Here is a 545-nt window from a genome sequence, read left to right on the forward strand (position 1 = left end):
TCAAACGATTAATGGTCTACATTGACAAAGAAACGCCTTATCATGCTTGTGCCAGTCGAGTGAGACGCCTGATGCATCTTCACCACATCTACGCATCGATCCGTATTGCCAAGCATGATCGTAAAGCTGAGCGCAAAGATATTATCTCGGGTAATAAACTACTAAATGCCCAGCTGGAACATGAGTTCCACCCCGATCGGATGGACCACACTTGGGTGACTGATTGTTCCGAATTAAGATATGGCGTTAATAATGAGCAACGTGTCCGTCTAAGCGCCATCAAAGATCTTTACGATCATCGGATCGTAAGTTGGGCTATTGCGTCGACGGAAACAGCAGAATTAGTCAGTAAAACGCTCGACTTAGCCCTACAACAAGTATCTGGTGCTAAACCAAAGATCGTACACAGTGATCAAGGTAGCAGTTATACTTCAGGCAGTTACAACCTAAAACTAGCCAGTTTAGGCATCACCCATAGTATGTCCCGTCCAGGGACACCTGGAGACAACAGTCCTATGGAGAGCTTCTGGAGTCACATGAAAGAA

1 protein-coding gene is annotated in these 545 nt (G+C 45.5%); it reads left to right on the forward strand.

From position 1 onward, the window contains the following. Positions 1 to 71: 71 nt before the first annotated feature. Positions 72 to 545: DDE-type integrase/transposase/recombinase (locus FHQ08_RS12650; protein ID WP_230914748.1), on the forward strand; the 474-nt coding region annotated here is incomplete at its 3' end.

The organism is Agrilactobacillus fermenti, assembly GCF_021030645.1.
GTDB classification, from domain to species: Bacteria; Bacillota; Bacilli; order Lactobacillales; family Lactobacillaceae; genus Agrilactobacillus; species Agrilactobacillus fermenti.